The 22258-nt window shown below is 30.7% G+C and carries 35 protein-coding genes; 26 read left to right on the top strand and 9 right to left on the bottom strand.

Annotated features, from left to right (window positions below; genetic code table 11):
• The first annotated feature begins 61 nt into the window (after positions 1-61).
• From CURT_RS00435 to CURT_RS00450, 4 genes are all read left to right on the top strand, one after another.
• Positions 62-484: a FecR family protein gene (locus CURT_RS00435; protein ID WP_018713533.1), complete on the top strand. Its 423-nt coding sequence runs from the start codon at positions 62-64 to the stop codon at positions 482-484.
• Positions 485-493: 9 nt separating this feature from the next.
• Complete coding sequence (locus tag CURT_RS00440; protein WP_018713532.1) at positions 494-1072, top strand: OmpA family protein; 579 nt, start codon at positions 494-496, stop codon at positions 1070-1072.
• Entirely contained in the window at positions 1073-1465 is a 393-nt protein-coding gene (locus CURT_RS00445; RefSeq protein WP_018713531.1) for a CHASE2 domain-containing protein, read from the top strand.
• An 86-nt stretch (positions 1466-1551) separates the two neighbouring features.
• Positions 1552-2979: an HD domain-containing phosphohydrolase gene (locus CURT_RS00450; RefSeq protein WP_332870706.1), complete on the top strand. Its 1428-nt coding sequence runs from the start codon at positions 1552-1554 to the stop codon at positions 2977-2979.
• A 151-nt stretch (positions 2980-3130) separates the two neighbouring features.
• Here the strand turns inward: CURT_RS00450 and CURT_RS09330 are convergent, their stop codons facing one another.
• The 6 genes from CURT_RS09330 to CURT_RS00480 form a co-directional block, all read right to left on the bottom strand.
• Complete coding sequence (locus CURT_RS09330; RefSeq protein ID WP_018713528.1) at positions 3131-3421, bottom strand: hypothetical protein; 291 nt, start codon at positions 3419-3421, stop codon at positions 3131-3133.
• 305 nt (positions 3422-3726) lie between these two features.
• The gene (gene msrB, locus CURT_RS00460) at positions 3727-4722 is read right to left on the bottom strand and encodes a peptide-methionine (R)-S-oxide reductase MsrB (RefSeq protein WP_018713527.1); all 996 of its coding nucleotides are present in this window, start codon (positions 4720-4722) and stop codon (positions 3727-3729) included.
• Between the two features lie 41 nt (positions 4723-4763).
• A complete protein-coding gene (locus CURT_RS00465; RefSeq protein ID WP_018713526.1) occupies positions 4764-6095 on the bottom strand; it encodes an FtsX-like permease family protein in 1332 nt (443 codons plus the stop codon).
• Between the two features lie 25 nt (positions 6096-6120).
• Positions 6121-6780, bottom strand: coding sequence for an ABC transporter ATP-binding protein (locus tag CURT_RS00470; RefSeq protein WP_018713525.1), 660 nt, complete (start codon positions 6778-6780; stop codon positions 6121-6123).
• Positions 6781-6824: 44 nt separating this feature from the next.
• Positions 6825-7259, bottom strand: coding sequence for a hypothetical protein (locus tag CURT_RS00475; protein WP_018713524.1), 435 nt, complete (start codon positions 7257-7259; stop codon positions 6825-6827).
• 16 nt (positions 7260-7275) lie between these two features.
• Positions 7276-9012, bottom strand: coding sequence for an alkaline phosphatase (locus CURT_RS00480; protein WP_018713523.1), 1737 nt, complete (start codon positions 9010-9012; stop codon positions 7276-7278).
• A gap of 111 nt (positions 9013-9123) precedes the next feature.
• Here CURT_RS00480 and CURT_RS00485 point away from each other — a divergent pair, with 111 nt between their 5' ends.
• Complete coding sequence (locus tag CURT_RS00485) at positions 9124-10116, top strand: DUF475 domain-containing protein (protein ID WP_018713522.1); 993 nt, start codon at positions 9124-9126, stop codon at positions 10114-10116.
• Between the two features lie 3 nt (positions 10117-10119).
• Here CURT_RS00485 and CURT_RS00490 read toward each other — a convergent pair whose 3' ends face one another.
• The 3 genes from CURT_RS00490 to CURT_RS00500 are packed head-to-tail and all read right to left on the bottom strand — an operon-like array spanning position 10120 to position 12352.
• A complete protein-coding gene (locus tag CURT_RS00490; RefSeq protein ID WP_018713521.1) occupies positions 10120-10659 on the bottom strand; it encodes a GNAT family N-acetyltransferase in 540 nt (179 codons plus the stop codon).
• Between the two features lie 35 nt (positions 10660-10694).
• A complete protein-coding gene (locus CURT_RS00495; protein WP_018713520.1) occupies positions 10695-11255 on the bottom strand; it encodes a ribonuclease HII in 561 nt (186 codons plus the stop codon).
• An 8-nt stretch (positions 11256-11263) separates the two neighbouring features.
• Positions 11264-12352: an ATP-binding protein gene (locus tag CURT_RS00500; RefSeq protein ID WP_018713519.1), complete on the bottom strand. Its 1089-nt coding sequence runs from the start codon at positions 12350-12352 to the stop codon at positions 11264-11266.
• Between the two features lie 216 nt (positions 12353-12568).
• On the opposite strand from CURT_RS00500, the gene rpsJ reads away from it, so the two are divergent.
• The 21 genes from rpsJ to secY all read left to right on the top strand — a co-directional run bounded on the left by rpsJ (position 12569) and on the right by secY (position 22257).
• Positions 12569-12886: a 30S ribosomal protein S10 gene (gene rpsJ, locus CURT_RS00505; RefSeq protein ID WP_016646200.1), complete on the top strand. Its 318-nt coding sequence runs from the start codon at positions 12569-12571 to the stop codon at positions 12884-12886.
• A gap of 4 nt (positions 12887-12890) precedes the next feature.
• A complete protein-coding gene (gene rplC / locus CURT_RS00510) occupies positions 12891-13469 on the top strand; it encodes a 50S ribosomal protein L3 (protein ID WP_018713518.1) in 579 nt (192 codons plus the stop codon).
• A complete protein-coding gene (gene rplD, locus CURT_RS00515; RefSeq protein WP_018713517.1) occupies positions 13466-14110 on the top strand; it encodes a 50S ribosomal protein L4 in 645 nt (214 codons plus the stop codon). Before rplC ends, rplD begins: the two co-directional genes overlap by 4 nt.
• A 1-nt stretch (position 14111) precedes the next feature.
• On the top strand, positions 14112-14393 hold the full coding sequence (locus CURT_RS00520; protein ID WP_018713516.1) for a 50S ribosomal protein L23: 282 nt from the start codon (positions 14112-14114) through the stop codon (positions 14391-14393).
• Between the two features lies 1 nt (position 14394).
• Positions 14395-15225: a 50S ribosomal protein L2 gene (rplB, locus tag CURT_RS00525; RefSeq protein WP_018713515.1), complete on the top strand. Its 831-nt coding sequence runs from the start codon at positions 14395-14397 to the stop codon at positions 15223-15225.
• 2 nt (positions 15226-15227) lie between these two features.
• The gene (rpsS, locus tag CURT_RS00530; protein WP_016646195.1) at positions 15228-15509 is read left to right on the top strand and encodes a 30S ribosomal protein S19; all 282 of its coding nucleotides are present in this window, start codon (positions 15228-15230) and stop codon (positions 15507-15509) included.
• Between the two features lie 9 nt (positions 15510-15518).
• Complete coding sequence (gene rplV / locus CURT_RS00535; protein ID WP_016646194.1) at positions 15519-15851, top strand: 50S ribosomal protein L22; 333 nt, start codon at positions 15519-15521, stop codon at positions 15849-15851.
• 1 nt (position 15852) lies between these two features.
• Positions 15853-16551, top strand: a complete 699-nt coding sequence (gene rpsC / locus CURT_RS00540; protein WP_018713514.1) for a 30S ribosomal protein S3 — start codon at positions 15853-15855, stop codon at positions 16549-16551.
• A gap of 2 nt (positions 16552-16553) precedes the next feature.
• Complete coding sequence (rplP, locus tag CURT_RS00545) at positions 16554-16979, top strand: 50S ribosomal protein L16 (RefSeq protein WP_018713513.1); 426 nt, start codon at positions 16554-16556, stop codon at positions 16977-16979.
• Positions 16966-17160: a 50S ribosomal protein L29 gene (rpmC, locus tag CURT_RS00550; protein WP_016646191.1), complete on the top strand. Its 195-nt coding sequence runs from the start codon at positions 16966-16968 to the stop codon at positions 17158-17160. Before rplP ends, rpmC begins: the two co-directional genes overlap by 14 nt.
• A complete protein-coding gene (gene rpsQ / locus CURT_RS00555) occupies positions 17161-17415 on the top strand; it encodes a 30S ribosomal protein S17 (RefSeq protein ID WP_018713512.1) in 255 nt (84 codons plus the stop codon).
• Complete coding sequence (gene rplN / locus CURT_RS00560; protein ID WP_018713511.1) at positions 17415-17783, top strand: 50S ribosomal protein L14; 369 nt, start codon at positions 17415-17417, stop codon at positions 17781-17783. The genes rpsQ and rplN overlap by 1 nt, the downstream gene beginning before the upstream one ends.
• Entirely contained in the window at positions 17783-18016 is a 234-nt protein-coding gene (rplX, locus tag CURT_RS00565; RefSeq protein WP_018713510.1) for a 50S ribosomal protein L24, read from the top strand. Before rplN ends, rplX begins: the two co-directional genes overlap by 1 nt.
• A 3-nt stretch (positions 18017-18019) precedes the next feature.
• A complete protein-coding gene (gene rplE, locus CURT_RS00570) occupies positions 18020-18565 on the top strand; it encodes a 50S ribosomal protein L5 (protein WP_018713509.1) in 546 nt (181 codons plus the stop codon).
• A 1-nt stretch (position 18566) separates the two neighbouring features.
• A complete protein-coding gene (locus tag CURT_RS00575; RefSeq protein WP_016646186.1) occupies positions 18567-18752 on the top strand; it encodes a type Z 30S ribosomal protein S14 in 186 nt (61 codons plus the stop codon).
• 9 nt (positions 18753-18761) lie between these two features.
• Positions 18762-19157, top strand: coding sequence for a 30S ribosomal protein S8 (rpsH, locus tag CURT_RS00580; protein ID WP_018713508.1), 396 nt, complete (start codon positions 18762-18764; stop codon positions 19155-19157).
• A gap of 83 nt (positions 19158-19240) precedes the next feature.
• Positions 19241-19777: a 50S ribosomal protein L6 gene (gene rplF, locus CURT_RS00585; protein WP_018713507.1), complete on the top strand. Its 537-nt coding sequence runs from the start codon at positions 19241-19243 to the stop codon at positions 19775-19777.
• A 9-nt stretch (positions 19778-19786) separates the two neighbouring features.
• Positions 19787-20143, top strand: coding sequence for a 50S ribosomal protein L18 (gene rplR, locus CURT_RS00590; protein ID WP_018713506.1), 357 nt, complete (start codon positions 19787-19789; stop codon positions 20141-20143).
• Positions 20144-20158: 15 nt separating this feature from the next.
• A complete protein-coding gene (rpsE, locus tag CURT_RS00595) occupies positions 20159-20602 on the top strand; it encodes a 30S ribosomal protein S5 (protein ID WP_018713505.1) in 444 nt (147 codons plus the stop codon).
• Positions 20603-20605: 3 nt separating this feature from the next.
• Positions 20606-21007: a 50S ribosomal protein L15 gene (gene rplO, locus CURT_RS00600; protein WP_018713504.1), complete on the top strand. Its 402-nt coding sequence runs from the start codon at positions 20606-20608 to the stop codon at positions 21005-21007.
• A complete protein-coding gene (gene secY, locus CURT_RS00605; protein WP_018713503.1) occupies positions 21007-22257 on the top strand; it encodes a preprotein translocase subunit SecY in 1251 nt (416 codons plus the stop codon). Before rplO ends, secY begins: the two co-directional genes overlap by 1 nt.
• The last annotated feature ends 1 nt before the right edge of the window (position 22258 follow it).

The following is a 22258-nucleotide window of genomic DNA, read 5'->3' on the forward strand; positions in this document are numbered from 1 at the left end:
ATTTTAGAAATATAAATTTATATGTTATAATAATATTTAATTTTATAATAAAGGAGTTGTTTTGAAAAAAATATTTTTTACTTTCTTTATTTTTGCAAATTTTTTATTTGCTCAAGGCATTGCAATAGTTAAAATGGCGAAAGGTAATCCAATTGTTAAAAGAGATGATAGGACATTAAATTTAAAAGTTGGTGACGAATTGTTAAATAATGATATTTTAATAACAGATGCAAATTCAAAAGTAGGGGTTATCTTTGATGATGGAAGTAGCCTTACTTTAGGTGAATCTAGTTATTTAAATATTGAAGAGTTTAAATTTAAACCGATCGAAGAAATTTATAAATTTTCTTTAAAGCTTGATAAGGGAAAAGCTATGTTTGAATCAGGTAAAGTAAGTGAAATTTCACCTGAGAGTTTTGAGTTTAAAATTCCTGATGGAATTATCGGCATAAGAGGAACTAAATTTATAATAGAGCTAAAATAAGGAAACAAAATGGAAGTTTTCCTAGGAATGGTTGTAGTTATTTTTGGTCTTACCATAGGAGTTGAAAAAAGTGAGATTTTACTTTTAGATAGTGGTAAGCCATCAGCTATAATCATTCAAACAAAAGATAAAAACACGACTTTGAATTCCACAAATTCGTATATGGAAATCTCAAACGTTAAAGCATTTGAAAGCAAGAAAAAAACCCTTAAAGAAGAGGAGGTAAAAAAAAGATACTATACTTTGCTAAAAGATGGTGTTATACCACCAAAGTCATATATTCTGTATTTTACAGATGGCTCAAATTTAACTGAAAGCTCAGCTAAAAAAATAAGCGAAATAAGACAAACTATTAAAGACAGAACACCTTGCAATGTTTCAATTATCGGACATGCAGATACTTATGGAAGTGATAAAATCAATGAAAAAGTATCGCTCGATAGAGCACAAAGTATTTCTAAAAATTTTAAAGATTTAAATATCTCAAAACTTGAAATAGTTTCTTTTGGAGAAAAAAATCTTTTAATAAAAACAAAAGATGGTGTTATTGAGCCAAAAAATAGAAGAGTGGAAATTCAGATACGATAAATGAAAAAAATTTTTATAATATTTATATTTTTTTCTATAATTTGCGGATTTTTCATAAGAAACAGTAGTTTTTTACCTTTGCTTGATTATCAAATTTATGATCTTATAAAGCCAAAGTTAAATTTAGACAGATCAAACTCAGTTGTCGTTGTTGAGATTGATGAAAAAAGCTTAGAAATATTTGGTCAGTGGCCTTGGAGTAGAATTTTAGTTGCAAAACTTGTGCAAGAGATACTACTTTCAAAACCTGCAGCTTTTGGAATGGATGTTATATTTTCAGAAAAAGATAGAACTTCCTTAGATGAAATTAAAAATTTTTATAAAGATTCACTAAATTTGGATTTAAATACAAGCAAAATTCCAGCTCCATTATTAGATAATGATAAATTTTAGCAACTTCTTTAGAGGCTGGAAACAGCGTTTTAGCCGTTTTTGCCTCAAATATACCAAGAAATAAAACTTGCAACAAACTAACTACGATAAAATCAAACCTTACCTTTGAAAATATAGATAAAATAGATGATTTAATTTGTAGTTATGAGTCCCTAAATGCTCTTGCTAAGGCAAATGGCTTTATAAATGCAAGAGCCTTTAGTGATGGAGTGTTGCGTTATACAAATCTATTTTTTTATTATAAAAACAGTCTTGTTCCATCTTTTAGTGTTGCTATGCTTATGCAAGTTGATCCAAATTTAACTCTTTTAAAAGATGAGAAAAATAGGGGTTTAAAAGTTAAATTTTTAGAAAAAGAAGTTAAACTAAATGACAAAGCAAAGGCTTTAAACGAAATTTATCCAAAAAATAAATTTAAAACATTTTCGGCCTCTGATGTACTTTTAGAGAGAGTTGATAAGAGTGAATTTAGTGGAAAATTTGTTCTATTTGGAGCCACTGCACTTGGCTTAAATGATCACTTTGTAAGTTCTGGAGGAAAGATAAGATCTGGTATTTTTTACCATGCATCTTTAATAGAAAATTTTCTAACCAACTCACTTGTTAGTCAGCCAAATTTTTATAAAGATTTAAATTTTTATTTAAGCGTGTTAGTGTTAGTATTGCTTGCTTTTGTGATAGTTAGATATGGCTATTTGCCTTCTTTTTTTGTTTTTGTTCTACTAACTGTTATAGCTTTTGTTAGTGCAGAGATTAAGTTAAAAAGTGGGGTCTATATTTCGATTGGATATATTATAATTCCAGTTTTTATAATATTTTTATTTTTTACCTTATTAATGACTTTTTATGGTTTTTGGGAAAAAAAGAACTTTTTAAAAGAGCTTGAAGAAGCACACAGTTCAGCAATAGATGGTATGATAACAGTTGTTGAAGGAAAGGACAGAGAAACTGGTGGGCATATTTTAAGAACTAGAGAGTATGTTAGAGTTCTAGCGGAGTATTTAAGAAAAAAAGGAATTTATAATTTTAGTCCAACTTTTATAAAAGTTTTATGCCAAGCTGTTCCACTTCATGATATCGGAAAAGTTGCAATTCCTGATAATATTTTAAACAAAAATGGAAGCCTTGATGAAAAAGAGTGGGAGGTAATGAAAAAACATGTAATTTATGGAAAAGAGATAATTCAAAAGGCAAAAATGAGATCGAGTGGAAAAAATCTTTTTTTAAATGCTGCCACAAATATAGCCTATACTCACCATGAAAAATGGGATGGAAGTGGCTATCCACAAGGCTTAAAAGGAGATGAAATACCAATTGAAGGACGCTTGATGGCAATAGCAGATGTGTATGATGCGCTAACTTCAAAAAGAGTCTATAAAGAAAAATTTAGCTATGAAAAAGCTGAAAATATGATAATAAGCGAAAGTGGGACACATTTTGATCCAACTTTAATAAAGGCTTTTATAGATTTAAAATCTGAGTTTAGAAAAATTGCTCAAAAATATGAAGACTAGCGTTTGTTAAATATATTTCTAATTCCCACAAATTCTATATTTATGAAAATTAAATAGATAGAAATTTAAAACCCAAATCTTTGTAGTAATTTACCAAAAGCACCTTTTAGACCACTTTTTTTAATTTCATTATTTATAAAATCATCATAACTCATATTTTTTCTCTTAAAATTTTATTAAGCTCATCTTTGCTTGCTAAAATCCCATCTTCTTTTTCAGACTCTAAAAGTCTATTGTAAATTGGCTCAACTGTTTTTATAGTTTCATCTTTTGCCACTTTTCTAAAAGCCCTATATCCTATTGGCTCCATACTATCATCTTTTAAAATTTCAAAATCGGTTACAATCCAGTAGTATCTATCATCTTTTGCTTTTATTACAGCACACATATTTTTACCTGTTTGGATTTGATCCCACATAGTTTTAAAAATTATTCTTGGCATATCTGGGTGCCTTATAATGTTATGTGGGCTTTTTATAAGTTCTTTTTCTCGCTATAGCCTAATTTTTGAAAAATAAATATTTACCGAAGTTATAATCCCTTTTAAATCAGTACTTGATATAAAATATTTTTCAGGGTCGAGTTCTATCTTTTTATTAATTGGAGTTGGTTTTTTTCTTTTTAAAAATTAATGGAACTATAATATAAATTTGCTCAAATAAATTTTAAATAATAAATATCATTAATAAAAATTATGCAATAAAGATATTTTAACCACTGTTTAAAAATAAATTTTAAAAAATTAAATTATTCCACAAATTTAATATAATCTTGATACCCTTTTTCCTCCATCTCTTTAAGCGGGATAAACTCCAAGGCAGCACCATTTATACAATATCTCAGTCCACCCTTGCTTTTTGGTCCGTCATTAAAAACGTGTCCCAAGTGAGAGTTTGCAAATTTTGATCTTACTTCAGTTCTTATCATGCCATGTGAAAAGTCTTTTTTTTCGTTAATTTTGCCAATTGGTTTTGAGAAGCTTGGCCACCCACATCCTGCATTAAATTTATCAGATGAGCTAAAAAGCGGCTCTTTGCTTACAATATCAACATAAATTCCCTTTTCATAAAAATCATCATATTTGCTTGAAAATGGCATTTCAGTGGCATTTTCTTGTGTTACTAGATATGAAATTTCACTTAAATTTTTTCTTATTTCATCATCATTTGGTTTATTATAAATTCTTTCTAGTGGAGTTTTTGCTAAACTCAAATCAATATGACAATATCCGTTTGGATTTTTCTCTAAATATTTTTGATGATAATTCTCAGCTAAAGTATAATTTCTAAGTGGTTCTACTTCAACAACAATTGGTTTTTCATAAAATTTAGAAATTTCTTTTATAAATGAAATCGCTTCATTGCCACTTTCTACATCAACATAGTAAATTCCGCTTCTATACTGCGTGCCAACATCATTTCCTTGTTTGTTTAGTGAAGTTGGGTCGATAACTCTTATAAAATGTCTTAAAATTTCATTTAAACTAATTTTATTTTTATCATAAATTAGGTGAAGTGTCTCAGCATGCATTGATTTGTGAAGTTCTTTATAGCTTGTGCTCGCACTTTTTCCATTTGCGTAACCAACATCAGTTTTTATAACTCCATTAATTTTGTCAAAATATCCTTGCATTCCCCAAAAGCACCCTCCAGCTAAATAAATTTCACTATTGTTAGTATTTTTATTCATATCTACGCTCCATAAAAAATTTATTAAAAAGATAAAGATTAAAATTTTTCTCATTTTCTACTTTCTGTTTTTTTTAAATAAAATAATATCAAATTTTAGTTATCTTTTAAGGAATTTGCGAGTGAAATTTTATAAATTTTAATAACAGGTATAAAACAAAGCACAGCTGAAACTAAAAATATAAAAGCTAAAAATACAAAATCGCTACATTCAAATTTAGTTATCAAGCTAAATCCAAGCTTATCTCCAAGAATTGAAGATACTACTTTTGTTAGCAAAAATCCTAAAATAGTGCCAATTATTATGCCAGATAAGATTATGCTAATTAGTTGCGCCCATACATATGCCATTATTCTAAACACATTTGCACCAAAAACTCTAAGTTCAATTATCATAGCTCTTTTTTGATTTATAAATAAAAATGAAAGTCCAAAAACAAGCATAAAGGCTAAAACTTGAAGTGAGGTTGAAATGGTTAAAAGCCAACTTTTTGTATCGCCTAAAAGTGAGTAAAGCCACGCTAAAATTTCACCTGGAAAAACAGCTATTGTATCATCTTTATTTTTATAATCTTGCCTTAGTTGATACGCTGCTATAAAACTAATAGGCTTTACAACAATTGCTGGAATTCCTAACTTGTTAGCGTGCATTAGCTCGGTTTTATCGTGGTTATTGATATGTTTATTGTGAGTTTGTTTGTTAGTTTCGTTAGTATAGTTGATATCATCACTATCAAGGTTATTTACAATTGTGAGGTGATCATCGTGATGATTTTCGTGTAAATGCTCACTTTCGTGCTCATGAGAATGTCCGTGTGAATGTTCATGGTCTGCGTGTGCGTGCCAGACAGCTTCTATATTTACTAAAATTGATTTATCCCAAGCTGAGTTGTCTCTTTTTTTAATGCCAACAACTTCATAAACTATATTTTCGTGCAAATGAGCTCCAGCTTCTTTAAAATGTCCATGCATTGGACTAAAAGTATCTCCTATTTTAAGTCCAGTATCTATTCCAACAACGGCATCAAACATCGCATTTAAATTTTTTCCACTTTTCATGTCTGCACTAATCATCTCTTTTGAGATGCCAATAACTGGAAAATCTTTATAAAAATCTCCAAAGCCAACTGGTGATGCCCATTTTACTCTTTGATCTTTTTTTAAATCATCTAAAATTTTTGAATCAATCAAATCAAGCGAGGCAGGTTTTAAAAAAACTGAACTTAAAACAAGTTGAACCTCACTTCCTTTTGCGCCAATTACTAGGTCAAATTTATCAGCCGCGCTAGCTGAGCCAAGACGAAGTGATCTCTCGCTTAAAATACTTAATAAACTAAGACATAAGGTTACTGAGATTAAAAGTATCATTATGCTAATTAGCCAAAAATCTTTTTTAAAATCCGCTACAAAAAGCTTAAAAAAATTCATTTTATTCCTTAGTTTTGAACTGCGTTTACCACTTTATTGGCACACCTTTTTTAATATCTAAAATATTTTTAAAACTATTTTTTATATTTTCATCATGAGTGGCAATTATCATTGTTGTGTTAGTTATGTTAGTAAAATTTATTAGTAAATTTATAATCATTTTTGAGTTTTTTGTATCCAAACTTGCTGTTGGCTCATCTAAAATTAATACTTTTGGATTGGTTGCTAAAGCCCTGATAATAGCTATTCTTTGCATTTGTCCTCGTGAGTAAAATTTAAGTTTTAAATTTGGATTATTTACTCCAACTTCTTTTAAAAGAGATAGTGCAAATTCTTTACTAACACGCTTGTTAGTTAAAAACAAATTTAAAAGCAGAATATTTTCTATGGCACTTAAATTTTTAATTAGATGAAAATTTTGCATTACAATGCCAAAATTTTGACTTCTAAATTCGTCTTTTTTTGCCTCATTAAGGCTTGAAATTTTTGTTTTATCCCACCAAATTTCACCACTAGTTGGAATTTCTATAAGAGAAATTAAATTTAAAAAAGTAGTTTTTCCAGCACCGCTTTCACCACTTACTATCAAATTTTCACCACTTTTTAGGTGAAAATTTTCAACCTCTAAAATAGGCTTTTCTTCATTTTTTGCTTTTATAGTTAAATTTTTTATTTTTAAATCCATAGTCTTTCTTTTAATATTTGTATAAAATTAGTCCAAATTTTTATCTATTTTTTCTTAAATTTTGCATCAACTATTCTTATCAAGCTTACAAAACCGGTTTGTGGATCTGTTTGCGAGCCAACTTCAAGTGTACCAACTACTTCAATCGGGGCATTAAATTGAACAAAGCTTTGGCGTTTTTTAAGAAAAACCACGATTATATCAGGTGGCCAGTCTGCATCTGATGAACAAAATGGGCACAAAGCCATTGGCTGTTGTGTTAAGACAAAAAAATTAGCATCTGCTTTAAGTGGTGGCGCCATAAAGCCTATGATTTTAACCTCTTTTCCAACACTGTTTAGAACTTGATCAGACATTTCAAGCCCTAAAGCTCCCCAGCTTGAATAAAGCCCTTCAAAGTTTAGCTCCACAGGATTTTTAGCAAAATTTGGTGTAAGAAGTAGCCAAAACAAAATGGCTACTTTTAATAAAATCTTCATGAAATTTAACTTTTAATTAGTCTTTTTTAGGTTTTATGCCAAGAGTTTCGACTAACACTCTAAAAACTTCCGTATTTTCCATATATCCTTTAAATTTATTAGCTCCAGGACCTTCGCCTAAAACTATCATGTCATCAACTGCGTGGATTCCAGTTCCTTCAAATGTTGGCAAATTGCCCTCTCTAAATACTGCACCTTTAACATTTTTATACTCTTCATTTGCTATATACTTGCCTTTTTCATTTTTTATAGCAGGAACGAACTGTTTATCAAGTTTTGGTCTAAATGTTTCGTAATAGTCTGGAAACGCAGCAAAAAATACCGCTAAACGAACATCCACATCAAGTCTATCAGGATATCCGTCATTATCTTTATCTTCATATGTTGGAAAGCCAGCATGTTGATAAATTCCAACTTTTTCTCTCATTTTATCACCTGGTTTATTGTCATCAATAGTTCCAATAACTGAGATTGGATGAGTGTGATCACCAACTACAACTATTAAAGTATCTGGATTTTCTTTTTGAAAATCAAGCGCCATTTTTACGACTTTATCAAGCATAATTGTACACATCACTGCTCTTTCCCAATCAAGTGGATGAGATGCTTTATCAATATGAGCTGATTCTACCATTAGGAAAAAACCATCTTTGTTTTTTGACAAGATATCAAGTGCAGTTTTTGCCATATCTGGAAGTTCTGGTTGGTCTGGGAAGTTTTTAGTTACCCCATTTTCTTTTAAGAATTTAATATCAACTATTGTATTTAAATTTCCAGTATGGAAAAGTCCAAGAAGTTTATCTGTGTTTTTAGTATCTATTTTACTAAGTTCAGTAGCATTTGTAGCGAGGCTATAACCTGCATTTTTAAACTCATCGATATAGTTTTTATCATCTTTTCTTTTTGAGCCAGGAGTTGATTGTGGTAAAAAATAAGCTGAACCTCCACCTAAAATAACATCAGGTTTTAATGAAAACATTTGATCAACTATCTCAGCTTTTTTGGCTCTTGCTCTAGTATGAGCTACAACAGCTGCTGGAGTAGCGTCTTCAACTTCTGCATCAGTTACAATTCCAAGTGATTTACTTGAATGAAGTTTTATAAGTTCACCGATATTTATAAATTTAGGATGATTAAATGGATTGCTTGATCTAGATGTAAAGCTTCCCATACTATTTACAGCTGATTTTTGACCACTCATAAATGCTGACATCGTATTAGCTGAATCAGTTCCGATACTATCTTGTGCACCAATACCTAAAAATGCAGCATAAGTCATATCATCCATTGCTAAATTTTTATTAACTTTTCCTTCGGTTGAGCCACCTATCATAAGTCTTGCAGCAGTTCTATGAGCTACTGAAAGTCCATCTCCAACGATAAAAATAACATTTTTTGCTAATGGTTTTTTGCTCTCAAACATTTCCCATTTTACTTTTTCGTCCTTGCCATCGCCACTTGCAACTACTTCATAGTTTCCTTTTGGTAAGGTAATATCTCTAACCCAAATAGTTGAGCCAAGCCCTTCTTCATTTTGGATGAATTCTATCTTATCACCAAATGTATCCTTTAAACTTTTGCCGTTTATTTCAACTTTTGCATCTTCTAAATTCAGCTCTTTATTAAACTCGACTTTTATATCAAATTTAGAATCTGCAACTAATTCAGCTCTATCAAGCGGATAAATTTTCGCTCCAAAAACAGAACTTATACTTGTTAAAAATAAAACCGCAACTAATGAAAATTTTTTCATAAAAACCTCCTAATTTATAGATTCAAGTCAAAGTATAAAAAAACTAAGAAACTTTTTAATTACAAAAAATTTTTAAAATAAAAATAGTATAATTTTGGCTTAGGAGATAATATGAAAATATTTTATTCATCATTTGTAGTGATGATTTTTGGACTTTTAATAAGTTTTTTTATAGGAAATTTCAAGGCTGTTTATATCTGTTTCTTGCTTGCTATTTTGGAAGTTAGCCTTAGTTTTGATAATGCGGTTGTAAATGCAAAAATCTTAAACCAAATGAATGAAGTATGGAGAAAGAGATTTATTATCTTTGGTATTCCGATTGCTGTTTTTGGAATGAGGTTTTTATTTCCACTTCTTATAGTTTCTATTTTTTCGGGACATTCAATGCTTCAAACTCTAAATTTTGCTATTAATTCACCTGAATTATATCATGAGGCTTTAAGTCAAAATAAAGATGAAATCTATATTTTTGGTGGAGCATTTTTAATGATGGTGTTTTTCGATTTTTTCTTTGATAGCCAGAGGAAAATACATTGGTTAGAGTTTATAGAAAATAATAAAATTATTGAATTTTTTAAAAAATTTGCAAATATAAATTTGATTTTAGCGATTTTTTTAGGACTTATTTTTATGCAAAAAACTTCAAATTTAACTTATGGACTTTGCTTTTTTTCTGCCATTTTTATACATTTGTTAATATCATCTTTAAATGAGACTTTTAGTTCAGGAAGTGTTAGAAATGGAATTATTGGGTTTTTATATTTGGAGGTTTTGGATGCAAGTTTTAGTTTTGATGGCGTAATTGGAGCATTTGCTTTAAGTGAAAATATCTTTATTATTATGATAGGCCTTGGAATTGGCGCTATGTTTGTAAGAAGCATAACAATATACTTGGTTGAGAAAAAAACTCTTTTAAAATTTGCATATTTAGACCATGGCGCACATTATGCGATACTTGCACTTTCTATTATAATGTTTATACAAGTTTTTTACGAGGTTAGTGAAATCATAACTGGAACCATAGGATTTTTATTTATTTTTTTAGCTTTTTTAAGCTCTATTTATAAAAATAGATGCGATAATTTGCAAGCAAAAGTTGATTAAGGCTTAAAGTGCCTTAATCATTTTTTGATAAACTTCTCCATAGATATCTAAGTTATCGTGAAATTTAAAACCGAATTTTGTATAAAGTTCAGGGGTGTGAGTAACTAAGCTCATTTTTTTAAGATCAGAGTTTTTGGCTATTTGTATAGCTTCATTCATTAAAGCTTTAAAATATCCTTTGCCTCTAAATTTTGGATCAACTGCAACACTATCTATATAAAATTCATCATCTTCACACTCTTTTTTTGTCAAATTTTTAGAGCCAAGTTGTTTTAACCTTTCATTAAAAACTGCGTCTAAAAAGTCACTTTCATATCCTTTGTAAAATATCATAGCCCCACAGATATTTCCGTTTTCATCTTCATACACTATTGTATTTTCATATGACAGGCGATTATTTTTAGCTCTAAAAAAAGTTTCAAATTTTTCTATTTTTTTATCATAGTCTGTTTCATTTAAAATCACTCCGCTAATGTCATCCATTGCCAAATCAAGTATTTTAACGCATTTTTTTGCATCGCTTGGCCTTGCTTTTCTTACCATTTGATCTCCTTAAAATTTGCGTGATTTTACCAAAATTAAAATTTATTTTTGCTTACATTTTTTAATGCTTTTACTTCATAAGTAAGCCTATGAAAATTTGTATATCCGTATTTTAAAATAGCTTCAATATGTGCTTTTGTAGCGTATCCTTTATGTTTTAAAAAACCATATTCTGGGTATTTTTTATTAGCCGTTTTTAAATTTTCATCTCTTGTGACTTTAGCTAAAATACTTGCTGCACTTACCTCTTTTATTAGTGCATCAGCTTTTATCATAGTTTTTATTTTTTGGACTTTAAAATTTGTATTTCCATCATAAATATATTCAAACTCATCCCCGAAATAATTCAAAATTTCTAAAAGCCCATTTTTTAAACACTCTGAAAGCCCTATTTTATCAACATCTTGGCTTGTAAAAGTAACAATTTTAAATTTTGCATTTTTACAAATTTCATTAAAAAGAACTACTCTTTTTTTCTCGCTTATCTTTTTACTATCTTTTAGACCATCTATCTCTTTATCTAAAACAACTCCAGCCATACATAAATCACCTGCCAAGCATCCGCGCCCAGCTTCATCAATGCCGCAAATTTTCATAAATTTCCTTAAATGCTTAAAGCATATTGCCAAAACGGTGTTATTTCACACTTTATGCCCTCTATTGTAAAACTTTCCTCATTTCCCATTGTTATTGCATAAAGTTTTGAAATTCTCATTTTTTTTAGTTTTTCAAAAAGTTTTTTAAATTTTAAATATATAAACCCGCTTGTTGTAAAGGGGATGATTAAAAAAGCTAAATTTTGATTTTGCAAATTTTTATTTGGCAAGTAAAAGTCAAAATCATCCGTAAAATAAATTTCTCTATCAAGCGTTAAAAGTTCACATAATAGAGCATTTTGAAGTTTTTTAATAAAATGTTTTTTATAGCTTAAATTATCCATAAAAGCAAAATCTCCAAAATAAATTCTTTTAGAGGTTGATTTAAATTTTGGTACAAATTTGATAATCCCTTCATCCTCAAACTTAAAAACAGCCTCATAAACTTTATCTTTTGAAATTTTATAAAATTCTTTTAGATTTGTATAAATTTTGTTTGTACTAAAATTTTGATTTACAAATTTAGCGCACTCTAAAAGTACTAAAAGTTCATTTTCACTATAATTTGCTTTAAGATTATTTTGAATTGAAATTTTATCATTTATGCTATTTCCTCTTGTTAAAAATTCGCTAAACATTGCCCCAAGATCATTAGTTTTTCCTTCAAGTGCAATAAACTCTTCAAAATCAAGCATATTTAAGTTGTATTTTTTAAAATCATTTAAATTTAATGATTTTTGTCTTGTTGTAAGATAAATATTTTTTATATTTGTATTTCTAGAGCTTAGGTTTTCAATTATTTTTAAGAGCTTTGAATCATTGGTTTTTAGATTGTCAATTCCAATAAATTTAATTTTTTTATTTAAATTTAAAAATTTTAAAAAATCAGCTTCGTCAAAATTTAGACGCAAATCATCAAGATCTATGTATAAAATTTCATCTTTTTGATTTTCAAAAAGCAGATTTAATAAAATTTGACTTTTGCCTGAGTTTAGTTGACCGCAAATTAAAGCCTTGTCACTATTAATTTTAATTTTTCTAGCAATTTTATTTTGAAAAATTGGTGGGTTTTCATAAAGATAATTTAAATTTTCCATAGAAAAATTATAGCTAATTTAACTTAATTTTTAAATTTTTAAAAATTTTTAATAAAATGAAAACTTTCCTTTTAATAAGGAAATAAAAAAGATAAATTTTAGATAAAATGCCGTAAAATATTGACTTTGCAAAATAATTCCTATATAATCACAATCTTTTTAAATCAAAAAAAAGGTCGCATTTTTTGCGACAAGTTCTTTATGAAGGAAAAAACTATGGAAAGAATTAGGTTAAAGTTAAAAGCTTACGACCATAGAGTTTTAGATAGAACAGTTACAGCAATAGTAGAAGCTGTCAAAAGAACAGGTGCGGATGTCAGAGGTCCAGTGCCTATGCCTACAAAGATCAAACGCTATACAGTCTTAAAATCTCCACACGTAAATAAAGATTCAAGAGAGCAGTTTGAGATAAGAATTCACACCCGTATGCTTGATATCGTTGCAGCAACTCCTGAGACTGTAGATTCACTTACAAAATTGGATCTTGCACCAGAAGTTAATGTTGAAGTTCGTGCAATGGGTAATAAGGGGTAAATTTATGGAATATATAGTAGAAAAGATAGGTATGAGCAGAACCGTTGATAGAGTTAGCCTACCAGTTAGTCTGCTAAGAGTTATAAACACCAAAGTTTGTGAAGTTGGTGAAAATAATAAAGCCATTGTTGCTTATGCAAGTGGTAAATCTAATAATAAAACTATAGCAGGACAACAAAAAAAATATAGTCTAAGTAAAGAGTTCAATAAATTTGCTAGCTTAGAAGTAGCAAATAGCGAAATAGGCGACCAAGATATGACTCCTTTAGATGGGGCAAAAGTTATAAAAGCAAGCTTTAATACTAAAGGTAAAGGTTATCAAGGTGTTATGAAAAGACATGGTTTTGCAGGCGGTCCAAAATCTCACGGAAGTAGATTTCACAGAAGATCAGGATCAATTGGTAACTGTGAGTGGCCAGGACGCGTTCAGCCTGGTAGAAAAATGCCTGGACAAACAGGAAATGTAAAAGTTACAGTTAAAAACGAAGTTGTTAGCTTTGATAAAGACAATGGTGTTTTAGTTGTAAAAGGTTCTGTTCCTGGATTTAATGGTGCAATGGGTAGAATAAGGATAGTAAAATGAGTAAAGTAGCAGTATTTAATGAAAAGCTTGAAAATGCAGGCGAGATAGAACTTCCTGTAAAATATAGCGAAGTAAATCCACACAACTTATATTTATATGTAAAATCATACCTTGCAGCTGTTAGATCAAATACAGCTCATACTAAAACAAGATCTGAAGTAAGTGGTGGTGGTAAAAAACCATGGCGCCAAAAAGGTCGTGGCGGTGCGAGAGCTGGCTCAACTAGAACGAATGTTTGGGTTGGTGGTGCAGTATCTTTTGGACCAAGCAATGAAAGAAACTACACTCAAAAAATCAATAAAAAACAAAAAAGACTTGCACTTGAAAGAGCACTTTTTGAAAGAGCCGAGCAAGGTAAAATTTTTGCTGTTGAAAGTATTGACATAGAGTCAGGCAAAACAAAAGATGCTAATAGTTTCATCAATAACTTTAAAGTTAGAGATGCTTTAATTGTTGGAGACTTATCATCTGTTGATAGTTTAGAAAGTGCAAAAAGAATTCAAAATACATTCTTAGCATATAGAAATTTAACAAATTGCTATGCTATTGATGTAAGTGAAATAAATGCTTATTTAGTAAAAGTATATAGTGCGGTTATTATTGAAAAATCGGCACTTGATAAGATAATAAAAGAGGGTTAAAATGGCAGATATAACAGATATAAAAACGATTCTTTATACAGAAAAAACTTTAGACCTTCAAGAAAGTGGTGTGGTTGTTATTCAAACATCAACAGATGTAACTAAAAATAAACTAAAAGCTATATTAAAAGAGTATTTTGGAATCACACCTTTAAAGATAAATTCATTAAAAATGGATGGTAAAGTTAAAAGATTTAGAGGAAGAATTGGCACAAGAAATAGTTATAAAAAATTCTATGTTAAACTTCCTGAAGGTGCAAGCCTAGAAAGTATAGGAGCATAAGATGTCAGTAAAACATTATAAACCATATACTCCAAGTAGAAGATTTATGAGTGGTTTAAGCAGTGATGATATAACTGCAAAAGCAAGTGTAAGATCACTTCTTAAAAAAGTTCCTGCAACTACTGGAAGAAACCACAATGGAAGAATAACTTCAAGACATAAACAAGCCGGAGCTAAAAAACTTTATAGAATTATTGATTTTAAAAGAAGTAAATTTGGCATTGAGGGTAAAGTAGAGGCTATTGAGTACGATCCAAATAGAAATTGTAGAATTGCATTAATTAGCTACAAAGATGGTGAAAAAAGATATATTATTCAACCAAATGGCTTAAAAGTTGGCGATGTTATCGCTTCTGCTGAAAGTGGTCTTGATATAAAACCAGGCAATGCTATGAAACTAAAAAGCATCCCTCTTGGAACAATTTTACATAATATTGAGCTAAAACCTGGCAAAGGTGCACAGATGGCAAGAAGTGCTGGTGGATATGCTCAACTTATGGGTAAAGAAGAAAAATATGTTGTATTAAGATTGCCAAGCGGTGAAATGAGAAGAGTTTTAGCTGAGTGTATGGCAACTATTGGTGAAGTTGGAAATGAAGAATGGGCAAATGTTGTTATCGGTAAAGCTGGTAGAAATAGACATTTAGGAATTCGCCCTCAAACAAGAGGTAGTGCGATGAACCCTGTTGATCACCCACACGGCGGTGGTGAAGGTAAGAAGAACTCAGGTCGTCATCCAGTTACTCCATGGGGACAACCAACCAAGGGTCTTAAGACTAGACGCAAAAAAGCTAGTGATAAACTTATAATTTCAAGAAGGAAAGGAAAATAGAGATGGCTAGATCACTCAAAAAAGGTCCTTTCGTTGATGATCATGTAATGAAAAAGGTAGAAGTTGCTAAAAAAGCAAAAGATAATAAGCCGATTAAAACTTGGTCAAGAAGAAGCACGATTGTACCTGAAATGATTGGACTTACATTTAATGTTCATAACGGTAAAAGTTTTATACCTGTGTATATTACAGAGCATCATATAGGTTATAAATTAGGTGAGTTTGCTCCAACAAGAACTTTTAAAGGCCACCGTGGCTCAGTTCAAAAGAAAATCGGTAAATAGGAGTAGAGTATGAGTAAATCAATTATTAAATTTGTTCGTATTTCTCCGACAAAGACTAGACTTATAGCAAAACAAATTCAAGGTATGAATGCGGAATTTGCTCTTGCAACATTGGAATTTACACCAAATCGTGGCGCAAAATATATTGCTAATGCTATATCAAGTGCCGTTGCAAATGGTGGATATGAGCCAGAAGAAGTTATAGTTAGTTCATGCAGAGTAGATGCAGGTCCTGTTCTAAAAAGATTTAGACCTAGAGCAAGAGGATCAGCTAGCAAGATTAGAAAACCTACTTCTCATATAATGGTAGAAGTTTCAAAATTACAAAAGAAGGAAGCGTAAAATGGGACAAAAAGCCAATCCAATAGGACTAAGACTAGGAATTAATAAAAACTGGGAGTCTAGATGGTTTCCTTCAAAGGAGAATTTGCCTGTAAATATTTCTGAAGATTATAAAATTAGAAAATTTTTAAAATCAAAATTATATTATGCAGGTATAGCTCAAATCATTATAGAAAGAACAGCAAAAAAAATTAGAATAACTATTGTTGCTGCAAGACCTGGAATTATTATCGGTAAAAAAGGTAGCGAAGTTGAAGTTTTAAAACAAGATGTTGTAAAACTTATTGGTAAAGATGTTAATATTAACATAAAAGAAGAGAGAAAATCAGGTTCATCTGCTCAACTTGCTGCTGAAAATGTTGCTATGCAGCTTGAAAGAAGAGTTGCTTTTAGAAGAGCAATGAAAAAAGTTATCCAAAATGCACAAAAATCAGGTGCAAAAGGTATAAAAGTTGTAGTATCTGGAAGACTTGGTGGTGCTGAAATGGCAAGAACAGAGTGGTATTTGGAAGGTAGAGTTCCACTACATACTTTTAGAGCCAAGATAGATTATGGATTTGCAGAAGCTCACACTACTTATGGAAATATCGGCGTAAAAGTTTGGATATTTAAAGGTGAGGTTTTACATAAAGGACTTGAGCCTGAAAAAACAGAAGAAAACGCACCAAAAAGATCAAGAAGAACAAGAAGAGGTAGATAATTATGTTAATGCCAAAAAAGACTAAATATAGAAAAATGATGAAGGGCAGAAACCGAGGTTATGCTACCAGAGGAACTCAACTTACTTATGGTACCATTGGTATAAAGGCTGTTGAGGCAGGTAGAATAAACTCACGCCAAATTGAAGCGGCTCGTATTGCAATGACAAGACATGTGCAAAGACAAGCTAAAATTTGGATTTGTGTTTTCCCTGATAAACCTTTAACTAAAAAACCTTTAGAAACTCGTATGGGTAAAGGTAAAGGCGGTGTTGAAGAGTGGGTTATGAATATAAAACCTGGTAGAATCATATTTGAAATGGCAGGGCCAAGTGAGAAGCTTTCAAGATCAGCACTTACTCTATCAATGCATAAGTTGCCATTTAAATCAAAAATAGTAACAAGAGAGAGTGAAAATGAACTATACTGAGATAAAAGATAAAAGTGTAGCTGAGTTAAACACTATGCTAATAGAGAAGAAAAAGTTGCTTTTTGAATTAAAAAGAAAGCTAAAAACTATGCAACTTACAAACCCTAATGAAATTCGTGAGGTTAAAAAAGATATTGCTAGAGTTAAAACTGCCATTACAGCAGTTAATAAGGGAGCATAAATGACAACATCAAAAAGAGTTATTCAAGGCGTTGTACTTAAAAAAGCAGGAGATAAAACTGCAACTGTTTTAGTTGAGAGAAAAGTTATGCATCCTAGATATAGAAAATTTGTTAAAAGATTTAAAAAATATTTAGTGCATGATGAAGCAAATCAAACACAAATAGGCGATGTTATCTCAGCAATTGAGTGCAGACCGCTTAGCAAAAATAAAGCATTTCGCTTATATAAAGTTGTAAAAAAAGGAGTTGAGTAATGATTCAAAGCTTTACAAGACTTTCAGTAGCTGATAATAGCGGTGCTAAAGAATTAATGTGTATAAAAGTTTTAGGTGGAAGCAAAAGAAGATATGCAACAGTTGGTGATACCATTGTTTGTTCAGTTAAAAAAGCTCTACCTAACGGAAAAATGAAAAAAGGTCAAGTTGTTAAAGCTGTTGTTGTTAGAACTAAAAAAGAAATTCAAAGGCTTGATGGGTCTTTAATTAGATTTGATGACAATGCAGCTGTTATTCTTGATGCAAAAAAAGAGCCAGTTGGAACTCGTATTTTTGGACCAGTTGGTAGAGAAGTAAGATATGGTGGATTTATGAAAATAGTTTCACTTGCACCGGAGGTTTTATAATGATAACAAAATATAAAATTAAAAAAGGCGACAGTGTTAAGATAATTGCTGGTGATGACAAAGGCAAGACCGGAGTTGTAAAAAGTGTTTTTGCAAAAGAAGGAAAAGTTATTGTCGAGGGTTGCAAAGTAGCTAAAAAGGCTGTTAAGCCTAGTGAAAAATTTCCTAATGGCGGTTTTGTAGGTGAGGAAATGCCTATGGATATTTCAAATGTTGCAAAGGTTGAGGAGTAATTTATGAATAGACTTAGAACTAAATATAATGACCAAGTAAGACCTGAGCTTATAAAAGAATTTGATATAAAAAATCCTATGTTAATTCCTGCTATTGAAAAAATAGTTATTAGCGTTGGTGCTGGCGATGCTGCAAGAGATCAAAAAGTATTTCAAAATATGATAGATACAATCTCTTTAATAGCTGGACAAAAAGCACTTGGCGTAAATGCTAAAAAATCAGTTGCAAGCTTTAAAGTAAGAGAGGGTTACCCTGTAGGAATAAAAGTAACTTTAAGAAAAGATAATATGTTTGTCTTTTTAGATAAGCTTATCTCTGTTGCACTTCCAAGAGTAAAAGATTTTAGAGGTCTTCCAAAAAATGGTTTTGATGGAAGAGGAAACTATAACTTTGGTTTGGACGAGCAGTTAATGTTCCCAGAAGTTGAGTATGATAAAATTTTAAGAACTCACGGTATGAACATCACTATAGTTACAACAACAAATAGCGATAAAGAGGCTTACAGACTTTTAGAAGTTTTGGGTATGCCTTTTTCAAAAGGAAATTAATATGGCAAAAAAATCAATGATAGCTAAGGCAAGTAGAGAGGCTAAATTTAGCTCTAGAAAATACACAAGATGTAAAATTTGCGGAAGATCAAAGTCTGTTTATAGAGACTTTGGACTTTGTAGAGTTTGTCTTAGAAAAATGGCTAATGAAGGTCTAATTCCAGGCCTTAAAAAATCAAGTTGGTAAGGAAGAGTTATGTTGAATGATTTAATATCAGATGCTTTAACAAGAATTAGGAACGCTAGCTTAAGAAGACTTGACACAACAAAACTTCTACACTCTAAATCAGTTGAGGCAATAGCTAGAATTTTAACAGAGAAAGAGTATCTTGAAAGTTATAATGTTGTAGAAGAAGACAATAAAAAATTTATAAATGTTGTTTTAAAATATGATGAAAATGGTAGAAGCGTTATAAATGAGCTAACTAGAGTTTCAAAGCCAAGTAGAAGACTTTACCAAGGTAAAGATGAGATAAAAAGATTTAAAAATGGTTATGGAACAGTTATAGTTTCAACAAGCCAAGGTATTATGGCTGGTATAGAAGCTAGCAAAAGAGGAATTGGCGGCGAAGTTCTTTGTACAGTTTGGTAAGAACTTTTTAAATCTGCTTTTTATGGTATTGTGGTATCCATTCTTAAAAGTAGACATACCCTAGACAAGTAAAAAGGAAAAAAATGTCAAGAATAGGCAAACAACCGATATCTATTCCAAAAGGTATAGATGTAAGTCTAAACTCAACTGTTTTGAGTTTTAAAAAAGGTAATATTACTCAAGAGCTAGATACAAAAGGCTTTGTAAATGTTGAGTTAAAAGATGGCTCAATAGTTTTTTCACCAAAAGGCGAAGATAGACAAAGTAGAGCTTTTTGGGGAACTTATAGATCATTGGCACACAACATTGTAGTTGGTTTAACTGATGGTTTTTCAAAAAAACTTGAAGTAAATGGTGTTGGATATAGAGCTGCTGTTAAAGGCAATGTATTAGAATTAAATTTAGGTTTTTCACACTCTATTAACTATAAGCTACCAGAAGGCGTCGCAGCTAGTATTGAAAAAAATATAATAACAATATCTGGCTATAATAAACAAAATGTTGGCCAAGTAGCAGCTGAAGTTCGCGAGTTTAGACCACCTGAGCCATACAAAGGTAAGGGTATAAAATATGTAGATGAGCGAATTATCCGCAAAGCCGGAAAAACATCTAAGAAATAAGGGTAAAAAATGAAAGCAAATATTTTAAAGAAAAAATTATCTCTAAGAATAAAAAGAAAAAAAAGAGTTAGAGCTAAAATTTCAGGTGTAGCTGCTTGCCCTAGAATTTCTATTTTTAAATCAAACAAAACTGTTTATGCACAAGCAATTGATGATGTAGCTTCACAAACAATTTGTGCAAGTAGCGGTAGTGTTTTAAAATTAAAAGCTAATAAAGATGGCGCTATAGCTTTAGGAAAAGATATGGCAGATAAGTTAAAAGAAAAAGGGATAGATCAGGTGGTTTTTGATAGAAACGGATATTTATATCACGGTGTTATTGCGTCATTTGCTGATGCATTAAGAGAAAATGGCATTAAGCTGTAGCCCTAAGGATAGAAAATGGAAAATTACAATAAAGAAGAATTTGAAGAAGTAATCGTTGATATCAGTAGAGTGGCTAAAGTTGTTAAAGGTGGTAGAAGATTTAGATTTACAGCTTTAGTTGTTATAGGCAATAAAAAAGGCTTAGTGGGATATGGTTTTGGAAAGAGTAAAGAAGTTCCTGATGCTATTAAAAAAGCAGTTGATGATGCATTTAAAAATATCATTAAAGTAAAATTAAGCGGAACAACAGTTCCTCATGATGTTGAAGCTAAATTTAACGCTAGTAAAATTTTACTAAAACCTGCTAGCGAAGGAACTGGAGTTATCGCTGGTGGTTCAACTCGTCCTGTTTTAGAACTTGCTGGAATTCAAGATATCTTAACTAAGTCTTTAGGTTCTAACAACTCATCAAATGTTGTAAGAGCAACTATTAAAGCTCTTAGTATGATGAAAGGATAATATATGGGATTAGAAAATTTACAAAAAGCAGTTGGCTCAACTTCTTCTAAAAAAAGAATTGGAAGAGGCAGAGGAACAGGCTGGGGAAAAACAGCTGGAAAAGGAATGAAAGGTCAAAGAGCTAGAACTGGCTTTAATGAAAAAAGAGGTTTTGAAGGTGGACAACAGCCACTTCAAAGAAGACTTCCAAAAGTTGGTTTTACTTCTAGAGTAGAAAAACCTTATGTTATCAATGTAGAAAAAATTTCAGCTATCAAAAATTTAGATGAGATTACTTTTGAAAGCATAAGATCAGTACATAAATTTTCAAACAAAATTTCAAAAATAAAATTAATTGGTGCAAGCGCCAAAGATCTTATTTCAAAAATAAAAGATGAAAATATAAGAACTAGCGGACAAAACTAATGAGTAAGTCACTTCGTAATAAAATCTTGATAACTTTTGGATTTTTGTTTGTCTATAGAATACTGGCTTATGTGCCAGTTCCTGGTGTAAATGCCGATGTTATTAGAGACTTTTTTACAACAAATAGTGATAATGCATTCGGTATGTTTAATATGTTTAGTGGTAAAGCCGCTGAAAGACTTAGTATAATTTCACTTGGTATTATGCCTTATATTACAGCTTCTATTATTATGGAGCTTTTAGCAGCAACTTTTCCAAAGCTTGGACAACTAAAAAAAGAAAGAGATGGTATGCAAAAATATATGCAAATCATCCGCTATGCAACTGTTTTAATAACAGTAGTTCAAGCTATTGGAGTAAGTATAGGACTTAAACACATGGGATCTGAGGCTGTATTAATAGATCAAAATTTATTTATAGCAATTTCATGCGTGTCTATGCTAACAGGAACTATGCTTTTAATGTGGATAGGTGAACAAATCACTCAAAAAGGTATAGGAAATGGAATAAGTTTAATTATCTTTGCAGGTATTGTAAGTGGGCTTCCTTCAGCAATAGTTGGCGCTGTAAATTTAGTAAATACAGGCGAGATGAATTTCTTAGTACTTATTCTAATAGTCTTAATAGTCCTTCTTACTATTGGCTTTGTTATTTTTGTAGAACTTGGAGAAAGAAGAATTCCAATTTCTTATTCAAGAAAAGTTATGATGCAAAATCAACATAAAAGGATAATGAACTATATTCCGGTAAAAGTGAATTTAAGTGGAGTAATTCCTGCAATTTTTGCTAGTGCTGTTTTGATGTTTCCACTTACTATGTTCCAAGCAAGTTCAAATCCTATAATGCTAAAAATAAATGACTTTTTTAGTCCGAACGGCTATATGTTTCAAATTTTAATGTTTTTATGTGTTGTATTTTTTGCATATTTTTATGCAACAATTGCATTTAATTCAAAAGATATTAGCGAGAATTTAAAAAAACAAGGTGGATTTATTCCAGGAGTTAGACCTGGTGAAAATACTGCTACTTTTTTAAACGATGTTGCTGGAAGACTTACTTTTTGGGGTGCTATTTATCTAGGACTTATATCAACGCTTCCTTGGCTTTTGGTTAAATTTTTAGGTGTGCCTTTTGCTTTTGGAGGAACTTCAGTTTTGATTGTTGTTTCAGTTTCATTAGACACTATGAGAAAAATTGAAGCACAAATTTATATGAATAAATTCCAAACTTTAAGTGCAGTAGGACTTTAAA

Source organism: Campylobacter ureolyticus, from assembly GCF_013372225.1.
GTDB classification, from domain to species: Bacteria; Campylobacterota; Campylobacteria; order Campylobacterales; family Campylobacteraceae; genus Campylobacter_B; species Campylobacter_B ureolyticus.